At 31.6% G+C, this 12,018-nt stretch carries 2 protein-coding genes; both read right to left on the reverse strand.

Features of this window, described 5'->3' with window-relative positions:
- Positions 1–531: 531 nt before the first annotated feature.
- Positions 532–3,297 (reverse strand): hypothetical protein, encoded by a 2,766-nt coding sequence (locus DET63_RS17520; protein ID WP_113937322.1) that lies wholly within the window; start codon positions 3,295–3,297, stop codon positions 532–534.
- Between the two features lie 1,039 nt (positions 3,298–4,336).
- Positions 4,337–11,935, reverse strand: a complete 7,599-nt coding sequence (locus tag DET63_RS17530) for a non-ribosomal peptide synthetase (protein WP_113937323.1) — start codon at positions 11,933–11,935, stop codon at positions 4,337–4,339.
- Positions 11,936–12,018 lie beyond the last annotated feature (83 nt).

Consider the following 12,018-nt stretch of genomic DNA (forward strand, 5'->3'; position numbering starts at 1 on the left):
TGAACTTTCTCCGATCCCAATTTTCTCTCATTATACAAGAAATACCCTATAGAATAGACTTTTTTTTCAGTGTCTATTCTATAGGGTACATTTTATTTTGCCTTGCACTCTTTTTCAAATAGTGCATTTTTGCACCTACTTTTAGTATACCTTATAATTCCCATAAAACAAATAAGATTAAACGAAATTTGCTACTATATTTTCATAAAAGGATTCGAGTCAGAAAACTAATACTAGTAAGTTCACTTGCGAAAAATTTATGTTCTTTCACAAGTAATAAAACGTCATACTTTCTTAGGATTCTACAGATAGAATAGAGTATTTTAAAATTTAAGATGAAAATTTTTTTGGTGGCTCAATAGCATGATACCTCTTGAAGTACACTAGGAAAGAGCCTCGAGGTAACACAATAAAAACCGTAGAAATAATTTATTTCTACGGTTTTTTACTTACCCACGCTCTTTTTTATTATTTTACCAAAATATAGTACTAATCTTTCATTTGGTCCAATTTAAATAGATTACATGTACCTCATCTTATTACACTGGCCGCGACCTCCGGTACTTGTGGTTCTTTCAACATAAGTACGCTAGGATCGAAAGTCCAATCTCCCATAGGTGGGGCATACGAATTGAAAGAGCTTATGCACTTCTTCCACTCTGGTGTATTTTTCATCGCTTCTTTTTCCCCATCTTTAATGCTAACCCATTCACCAGTCGCTCTTATTTTTTTAGCTTCTGGATCAATATGCTTATTTAGTTTATCATCTCGTACCAACACATAGTTTCCTTCCGCATCTATATAATGACTTAAATGCGTCGGCAATCGATCTGAAAAACTAGACCCACCAAGAGGCATTCTATTAGAATATTGAGTCGCTTTCAAATGTTTAAAATCTAGTTTTACATAATAAGATTGTCGGTATCGTTCGTTTGACGCACCCAAATTATCACTCATTCGGAAAAGAATCTCATCATCAAATCTTTGTATATTTCTTCCCGCTATAAAGTCATCGAAGTATTTCGTAAGAAACATACTTTTTCCTCTAAAATCATCGACGGGCGCATCTGACTTTGTGAATTCTATAGAATGTTCAAAGTTAATCCCATTCCATTTCGATCCATATAAATAAAACGGTGTAACCTGATTCGTTTTTAAGTTAATAATATATATAGTTGGGGCATGAGAATAATAAGCATCTGCATACGTAAACACATATTCATACTCCTCATTACTTAGCCACTTTAAAGGGTAAAATTTCATGTTTTGTAATCCCGGTGCAGCATAATAACCCTTCATATTTTTATATGAATCCAGTAGAATATCTTCTCCTGTTTTCTTATTCTTCATCATAACGTTGAAATCTGTATCGTTTAATTTATCCACTTTAAAGTCATAGTCTTTTGGTTGCTCCGGCTTAACATTCCCATCGCCTTCTGGCTCTTCTGGTTCTTCCTGCTTAATCATACTAGGATGAAAATTCCATTCTCCTGCAGGTGGCGCATAAGAATTGAAAGAGCTTATGCACTTCTTCCACTCTGGTGTATTTTTTATCGCTTCTTTTTCCGCATCTTTAATGCTAACCCATTTACCAGTCGCTCTTATTTTTTTAGCTTCTGGATCAATATGCTTATTTAGTTTATCATCTCGTACCAACACATAGTTTCCTTCTGCATCCATATAATGACTTAAATGCGTCGGCAATCGATCTGAAAAACTAGACCCACCAAGAGGCATTCTATTAGAATATTGAGTCGCTTTCAAATGTTTAAAATCTAGTTTTACATAATAAGATTGTCGGTATCGTTCGTTTGACGCACCCAAATTATCACTCATACGGAAAAGAATCTCATCATCAAATCTTTGTATATTTCTTCCCGCTATAAAGTCATCGAAGTATTTCGTAAGAAACATACTTTGTCCTCTAAAATCATTGACGGGCGCATCTGAATTTGTGAATTCTATAGAATGTTCAAAGTTAATCCCATTCCATTTCGATCCGTATAAATAAAACGGCGTAACCTGATTCGTTTTTAAGTTAACAATATATATAGTTGGGGCATGAGAATAATGTGAATCTGCATACGTAAACACATATTCATACTCCTCATTACTTAACCACTTTAAAGGGTAAAATTTCATGTTTTGTAATCCCGGCGCAGCATAGAAACCCTTCATATTTTTATATGAATCCAGTAGAATATCTTCTCCAGTGTTCTTATTCTTCATCATAACATTGAAATCTGTATTGTTTAATTTATCTACCTTAAAATCATAGTCTTTTGGCTCTTCCGGCTTAATCATACTAGGATGGAAATTCCATTCTCCTGTTGGTGGCGCATAAGAATCGAAAGAACTCATACACTTTTTCCACTCTGGTGTATTTTTCATCGCTTCTTTTTCTGCATCTTTAATGCTAACCCATTCACCAGTCGCTCTTATTTTTTTAGATTCCGGATCAATATGCTTATTTAGTTTATCATCTCGTACCAACACATAGTTTCCTTCTGCATCCATATAATGGCTTAAATGCGTCGGCAATCGATCTGAAAAACTAGACCCACCAAGAGGCATTCTATTAGAATATTGAGTCGCTTTTAAATGTTTAAAATCTAGTTTTACATAATAAGATTGTCGGTATCGTTCGTTTGACGCACCCAAATTATCACTCATTCGGAAAAGAATCTCATCATCAAATCTTTGTATATTTCTTCCCGCTATAAAGTCATCGAAGTATTTCTTAAGAAACATACTTTGTCCTCTAAAATCATTGACAGGCGCATCTGAATTTGTGAATTCTATAGAATGTTCAAAGTTAATCCCATTCCATTTCGATCCATATAAATAAAACGGTGTAACCTGATTCGTTTTTAAATTAACAATATATATAGTTGGGGCATGAGAATAATAAGCATCTGCATACGTAAACACATATTCATAGTCTTCATTACTTAGCCACTTTAAAGGGTGAAATTTCATGTTTTGTAATCCCGGTGCAGCATAGGAACCCTTCATATTTTTATACGATTCTAGCTGTATATCTTCTCCGGTATTCTTATTCTTCATCATTACGTTATAATCTGTATCGTTTAATTTATCTACTCTAAATTCATAGTTGTCTGCTACATGCGTATCTGTTTTAGGCGATGCTTCCTGTGTTATTTTTTGATTTTCATCTACATTTACACTATCCTTCTTTTCTAATGTCTCTGCAAAAATATCTCTGGGTGTATATAACAATGCCCCAACAATTAATACAGCTCCAAATAAGAAACTTAAAATGAACCTATTCTTCATAATTTTCCTCCAACTTTAAAATTTCAAGTGAATTACCATTTGACCGAAGTTTTCAAATAATGTTATTAAAAAACTTCCTCTCCGCGCGCAAATATACTTTTCTTAGAATTCAGATTTCATTCTAATAACTCCCGTATTCTATTAAATCACCCCCTTTCAAATAGTGTATTTTTCTTATACTGTCTACCTTAAACACTCTTTTAGTCGCTCCTTAGCTATCTTTCGTTCATGGTCCTCACGAGTACCAAAGACAACCTTGAGGGATACAAACTCTAAAACTCATAGCTACGCTCCTCCATCTATATGCTTTCGTGTATACCAATCATCTTTTCTTTTAATGATTTGAAACTTATTGTGTTTATAAAGAGAAACTATAGATTCCTTTATATACAGACTTCTTTAAAAATTTTATTGAAAACCCTTGAATTATATAATATTTTTTTATACAAATAAATAAATATAATCAGAATATGCACAATTGCATATTCTGATTATCAATAGGGAAAATACTTTTATAAGGAGTAAGAATCCTGTATGTAAAAAGTCTAGAAAAATAATTAACAAATTCGTTCACGTATATTTAATTATTACTAATCCGCTATTTAAAACCTTCCCTTGAACACTCCTTTAGTTGTTCCATAGCAATTTTTTGGGCTCTGGGGCAAAAATTTAATGTAGGTGAAAAAGTTAAAGTGCATATGGCGAACGCTGAAAGAAGTAATGAGTGGTCGATAACAGATGAGATTGAAAAAGTTAATGATTCTCAAACATTAACTGATGATCGATGGGTTTGGTCTTAATATAAAACTGTATTTTTTCTCTTATTGAAAAGAATTATTTGTTTTGGTTAATTTCTTCTGTTAGTAATATGAAGAATTGAAATATTATCCAACCAACTAAATGTATAAACCTTTTAATCGAAAAGAACTTGTAGATAAAACTACAAGTTCTTTTTAATTTTCCAAACGTTAAGGAGAAGTAAACGAACATTCAAAACTTCATATTTATAGACCAATTTGTTCAAAATTGATAGTATATTCTATAACAATATTGGTTCTTTAATGGTTGGTAAAAACTCGATACTCATGGCATAATTTAATAACAAATTGATATACTCTTGATTTGGTTCTAAACAATGTACATTCTTCAAATATCCTTGCGTATACAAACAAGATGGTATAGCTACTGATAGCTCTTCTACAGATTCTAATAAAGGCATTATAAGCTCTAAAGCTTTCTGTTCATCAGTAGTTAGATTAGTATTAAAAAACTTCTCTATATACTTTTCTTGCTTCATTAACATGATATCGTATCCAAAAACTTGTAAACAATTAATAAATTGTTCCCATTTAAGCTGAGTTGGATTACAAATATGCATGGTTTTATTTACTGTGTTGGCCTTATAAGATAGTTCAGTAATGGCTAAACTTCCATAGTCCACAGGCGTTAAATCTACATACGTATTGATTTCAGGTGCTATGTTAGATAAGCATATCCCTTTCAATAATCTATAAAAGGCGTTTTCATTAATATTGAATTGAAATTTACCCGTTTTAGAGTTACCCACTAAATTCCCCACACGGTATATCGTAGCACGAACTCCTTTTCCCATTGCCTCCCTGACCATTTTTTCACCTTGAAACTTACTTTCTAAGTACACATTATCTAAATTTTGTCCTCTATCAAAATTAGACTCAAAGAATTTAAATTCTTTTGGATCGCTTTCAGCCTGTCCTACCACACTTAAAGTCGATATATAATGAAAGCGTGCATTTGTATTCTTAGCTAATTCCAATAAGTATTTTGTAGACTGAACATTTACCTTTTGAAAATGCTCACGTTCTCCATAGTGTCTAACTTCTCCACCACAATGTATTATCGACTCTACGTTACTCTTTAAACAATTGACTTTATTTGAATCCAGACCTAGATTTATCAAAGATAAATCTCCCTCAATTAATTCAACTCTCTCCTGCAACTTTTGAAGAATTTCTTTACCGAAATAAAATCTCATTCTTTCTTTTAACTTTTCATCAATTACTTGATTTTCATTTTTTCTCACTAAACAGTAAATAGTCGTAGATGGCAACTGTAATAATCGTTCTAAAATATGAGCTCCTAAATATCCTGTTGCTCCTGTAAGAAAAACTGCTTGTGGATAATTCACCATATCTATCCCGCATTCTTCCAATTTATTTCTTTTATAAACAGGGGGCGTTTTCGTTTCATTTTCAATACATGCTACATTAATATTTTTCTCTTTCTTTAACGACATATTTTCCATCTCTTCAATATGAGAGGCTAATTTTTCTATTGTTCTATACTTAAAAAAGTCTTGAATTTTTAAGTTAGGATATAACGGTTTTAATTTAACTAATGCCGGCATAACTTTTAAAGAATGCCCACCTAAATTAAAGAAATCATCTTTTAAGCCAATAGATTTTATGTTTAAAACTTCAGACCATACTTTTGCAATGTTTTTTTGCACTTTAGTTTGAGGCTTAAGTATACACTCATCGTTTTGCTCATTATCAAACTCTATTTCTGGCAGTTTTTCGAAATCAATTTTCCCATTAGCTGTTATTGGTATTTCTAATACATGAGAGTAATATTTTGGGATCATATATTCTGGCAATACATTTGATAAATGCAAAGCTAACCTATTTTTCTCTATTTCTATACCGTCCACTGTTTTATAATAAGCTTGCAGTAGCATTCCATCTTTCGTTTGTGTTACCACAGCCTGACTTATCCCCTCAAATTGTAATATGGAATCTTCTATTTCCCCTAATTCAATTCTATGCCCTCTAATCTTAACCTGCTTATCTTTTCTTCCCATAAATTCTATATTTCCATTTGGTAACCACTTTGCTAAATCACCTGTTCGGTATAACCTTTTACTATTATCTTCTGAATATGGATTTGCAATAAATGCCTGTTTTGTTTTCTCTTCCTGTTTCCAATACCCTTGGGCCAATCCTAAACTCTCAATATATAATTCGCCCATGCCCCCTACCGGACAATGTTGCATATATGAGTTCAAAATATGAACCTTTGTATTAGAAATTGGAATACCAATCGGTATACTTCCTAAAAGATTATTTTCGCCTTCTAAGTCTGGTATGAAATAATACATCGCTGAAACAGTTGCTTCCGTAGGACCATACTCATTTACCAGTTGCACTTGGTTTTTAAAAGTATTTTGCCAACCCCTAATAGCATTTGTTGATGCAGCTTCCCCTCCCATTATCATAAATCTAATCGAACGTATCTTTTCACTATCCAGTTTATTTAATGAAGTAGATAATTCATTGAAAAATACTGTTGGTATATCAGAAATAGTTGCTTGTATTTCTTGGACAGCTTGGGCATATGCTACAGCTGAATAGCGCTGCTCATCACTTAATACATATAGTTCCGCCCCATTTAACAAGGTAGAAAAAATTTCCGATACAGAAGAATCAAAACTATGGGAATAAAACTGTGTTACTTTATCATTTGGAGAAATCTGAAATACTTCATTTCTCCATTCAACTAAATTTAATACTCCTTTATGCGTTAATAATGTACCTTTTGGTTTACCTGTTGATCCTGAAGTATAAATCACATATGCCAAGTCATCTGGTTTATTAAAAATTTTCACATCATCATTTATAGTCGTACGATATATATCCTCTATTATTGAAACCTTATAATTACTTAAATTCAAATGAATTTTGTATTTGTTATTCGTTATAATTCTACATGCCTCGCTGTCACTTACTATATAATTGATTCTATCCTTGGGGTATTTTACATCTATTGGTATATAGGCAGCACCGGCTTTTACTATTCCAATCATAGAGACAATACTATTGATACTTCTATCTAAAAATATGGCTACCTTGTCTCCTCTTTTTATACCTTTTTCGAGTAAATGTTGCGCTACTTGATTAGAGCTCCTATTTAATTGTCTATATGTTAAAGCCTCTGTTTCAGTCGCTATAGCAATCCTATTTGATTGTCTTTCTACTTGCTTATAGAATTGCTCCTGTATATTTTGAAAATAAGGATACGGTCTTTCTGTATCATTTACCTTTCTATATAGAGATTCCTCTTCCAGTGATAGGAATGAAAGATTCTCATATGCCACTGTTCTTTGATGAATAAATGCGTCCAGTATATTAAGTAAATTTTGAGTAAACCTATTAATTGACTCTTCCTTGAAAAGATTAATATTATACTCAAATGAAATCTCTACATAATCCGATCCTTCTTCAACAGCTAAAGAAATGTCAAACTTACTAACATCTTGTTTATTAGGTAACAATTGAAGCTTGTACGCATCATGCTGTTGCAAAATATCTTTCTGATAGCTAAACATTGTAGAAAAGATAGGGTTATTTCCAAAACTTCTATCAGGATTTATTTGCTCAATTACTTTATCAAATGGGTACAATTGGTTTTGGAAAGAATTCAAACATTTTTCTTTAACGACTTGTACTAGTTGTTTTAAATTTTTCACATCATTTAATTGTATTCTAATAGCTAAAGTATTTACAAAAAATCCTTGTATTTGTTCAAATTCCTGATAATTCCTTCCAGCAACCGGTGTACCTACAATAATATCTTTTTGATCCGTTAGATAGTGTAACAATTGTATATATGCTGCCAAAAATAGCATATACATAGACACATTCTCTTGTTCACATACTTGTTTCAAAGACTCTTTCATTTTATTATCTAACTTCATTTCAAAGACTTTACCTTTATTTGTACTTTGACGATCCCTACTAAAATCTAACGGAAGATTTAGTAGGGGAAGAGGCGCTGCAAGCTCGGTCATCCAATAAGATTTTTCTGTATCCCACCGGCCTAATTTTAGCTGCTTCTGTTCCCACTCAACATAATCCACATATCGATTAGGAATAGTTGGTAACTCGGGATTTCTTCGATTAGCAAAGGCATTATATACCTTCATTAATTCATCTAATAAATTCCTTACACTCCACTCATCGGTAATAATATGGTGTAAATTGATATATAAATAGGATCTTTTCTTATCAAGATTAAAAATTCTAATCCGGAAAAGTGGTCCATTTTCCAAATCAAATGGTGTATGATCCGTTTGATTTATTGTTCTACGTATATATTCTTGTTGTTCCTTTTTAGTTATGTGTTCAATATCATCGTGAATAAGGTCAATAGATATTGATTTTAATATGACCTGTCTAGGCTCCCCGTTTTTTTCAATAAACACTGTTCGTAGCATCTCGTGTCGTTCAACTAAAAATCTTATGGCGTCTTGTAAAATATTCTTTTTTAAACTTGGCTCAATATTTATGTGTAGTTGTGTATCATATACTCTATTAATAGCGTTATACTTATTTAAAAACCAGATTCTTTTTTGAGCACTGGATAACTTATAACATTCCTTATCTGCAACCTTTAATACTTGCATATCATGTACTTCTCTATCCGTATTTACTTCCATTAATTTATCAATGTAAGCAGATAGACTAGCAATTGTTGTATGCTCAAAAATATCTCTAATTTCTATTTTTAAATGAAACTCTTTTTGAATTTGATTTAACACTTGCACAGCAATTAATGAATGTCCCCCAAGTTTAAAAAAGTCATCATCTCTGCTGATTCTATATTTCCCTAAATTTAAAATCTCTGACCATGTTTTTACCAACCTTTTTTCTGTTTCACTTATTGGTGGTACATATTGATTCTTCATATTTTCAAGTAAAGATGGGATTTGTAATTCTAATTTTTTTCTATCAATCTTACCACTTGGTGATAATGGAAATGTTTTAAGGTGAAATATATAATTTGGAGTCATAAAATCTGGTAAACTTTCACTTAAGAATGTTTTTAAGTCCTCTTGTTTTATCTCTGTATTGTCTTTTGATAAATAAAAGCTAGCAATTTTGTCATTTTGATAAGTTACTACTACTGCATCTTTTACCTCTGGGTGTTTAAATAATGCTCTTTCAATTTCATCAAGCTCAATTCGATACCCACGTAGTTTTACTTGATTATCTTTCCTTCCGATAAATTCTAAGTTCCCACTTGGTAAAAGACGTACTAAATCTCCAGTACGATACATTTTTTTATTGCGATTATAGGATTCTTCGAAAGAAATAAATGCCTCTTCTGTTTTTTCCTTTTGATTTATATATCCTTTGGCAACCCCATCACCACCAATGAATAACTCACCTACTACTCCTGACGGACATAACGTGTTGAACGGACTGACCACGAAAACTTTACTATTAGCAATTGGTTTACCTATTGGGATATTAGAACTTTCTTCTTTTATTTCATGATTTACTTCATAAATGGTTGTACATACAGTAGCTTCAGTAGGACCATATGCGTTAAGAACTGGAATCTTTAACCCTAATTTACTTTGCCATTTACGAACTGATTCAGCAGGTAGGGTTTCCCCTCCCACAAATACACATTTTAAAGAATTTAATGTAAGTAACATTTCTTTTGGCATATCAGCTATTAATTTAAAAAATGCAGTTGGTAAAAGAACATATGTAATACCATTCTTGTTAATTGCATTTATAAATTCTTCTGCAGAACGTTTTTCCATTTCAGAAATTAAATGCATTCTCCCTCCGCATAACAAAACCGGAAACATTTCCATAATGGAGGCATCAAAAATCATCGTTGCAAATTGTAAAAATACATCATTTTTGTCTAAATTAAATTGATTTATTAATGAATATGATAAATTAATTACTCCTTTATGTGGTACACCTACTCCTTTTGGTAAACCTGTCGAACCTGACGTGTAGATAATATACGCTGTATCTTCTATGGTATGTGTAGGTACAATATTTTCTATAGAATTAGCGTAATGAAAATCCTCTAGATAAATTGTATGAATCGCAAAACTTTCAATTAATCCCCTGAATTCTTTTTTTGTAATAATCATTTGACTTTCACTATCTTTTAATATATATTCTATTCTTTTTTCAGGAAACTTTGGATCGATTGGTACATAAACTCCACCTGATTTTAGTATGCCTAGAATCCACACAATTGTATCGATCTCTCTCACCATAGTAATACTTACACGCTGTCCCTTTTTTATATCATTTTCACGTAAATAATTCGCAATTTGATTTGACCTTTGCTGCAAGTCATAATAGGTAATCGATTTATCCCCCATTGAAATCGCTATTTGATTTGGCGATTTTAATGCTTGTAGATCGATTAATTGATCTAGTGTTTTTGAATTAGGATATGCAAGAGTATTTGAGTTTATATCTTTGTATAAACGATGATCCTTTTTTAAAAGTAAATCCAATGAATGGATAGGCTCATTTACATTCTTCATTAGTTTTTGTAACAAATATATATATCTTTCAACTAAATCACTAATACTCTCTGCTTTATATAACGCTGAATTATAGTCAACCTCAATTTTATTCTCTGTTTTCCCTTCATATCTCATCATTCTCCATGTCATGTTAAAAGGATTTACTCTTTTACAATCTGTTAGAACTTTGGACTCAATACCTGGAATTTTCAATTGAGGTATCCTTACCGTATTAAATGCTGTTGAATATATCATGTTATGATGTGTATTATTATTTAGATTTAAATCTTTTACTATATGTGAATATGGATTATGTTTATACTTAATAGCCAAATGAACAGATTTATTCACTTTGTTAAGTATCCCCTTAAATGTATCCCCCTTTTCTATTGTTATACGTATAGGTAATGTATTAACAAAATAACCAAAAGCATTCCCTTCTTCCGTGTGTGGTCTAGTATTAATTGGAATACCTACAATAATTTCTTCAGCGTTTGTCATTTGATGAAGCAAGGCACAATAGGTACTTAACATAACCCGATAGACACTTATGTTATTTCTTTTAGCAAAACATTGTATTTGATAAAATAGATCGGCATCAATATTCTTACTTATATTTTCATTCGTATATATCGGTTCATTTATTTTATTAATAGTAGCAGGAAACTCTGTAGGAGGTAATTCACCTTGTAAATAATCTTTCCAATAGGATGATCCTTCTCTATATATTGCACTGTCAATAAAACCTTCCTCAAATTCTACAAGGCTCTTATAAGGAGATTCTAATACTAAACCCGTATTTTCTTGAAGTAATTCACAATACGTATGAGACAATTGTCGGATAAAAATCCCTAAACTACATCCATCATAAATAATGTGATGAAGAATCATATGTAAAATAAATTCATCTTCACACAATTTAATGATGTGGAATTTAAACAAAGGCCCTTCTTCTAAATTAAATTTCTCATTCACTATAGAGTCTAAGAATTTTTTAAAAATAAATTTTTGTTCTGTGTTTTTAAAAGCGGTTAAATCCTTAATTGGTATATCAAAATCTATACTCTTTTGAATGAATTGTTTAATTTTTTCGTCCCTCTTAATAAATAGTGTACGTAGCGCCGGATGAGATTGCACCATTACAGTAAGCGCTTTCTTAAAAGTATCTATTTGAAGATTTCCTTTTAGCTTTATTATGGTAGCTTCATTGTTCATTCCATTTTCTAATTCCATTTGATGAGCTATCCATAATGCTTCTTGCCCTACTGTTGCATCTAATTCTTCTACAATTTCATATTGCTTTTGTATTTCTTTCATATGAATTTCTCCTTTTATAAATATTTTAAAACGGATAATATTTACAGTTACAACTATATGTACATATTCTACGATTTGCAAAT

Source organism: Bacillus sp. DB-2 (assembly GCF_003315125.1).
Lineage (GTDB): Bacteria > Bacillota > Bacilli > Bacillales > Bacillaceae_G > Bacillus_A > Bacillus_A mycoides.

What these genes read in the sequence shown, in the direction of transcription:
- DET63_RS17520 (WP_113937322.1), bottom strand. Translation starts at nt 3,297, where the DNA reads ATGAAGAATAGGTTCATTTTAAGTTTCTTATTTGGAGCTGTATTAATT.
- DET63_RS17530 (WP_113937323.1), bottom strand. Translation starts at nt 11,935, where the DNA reads ATGAAAGAAATACAAAAGCAATATGAAATTGTAGAAGAATTAGATGCA.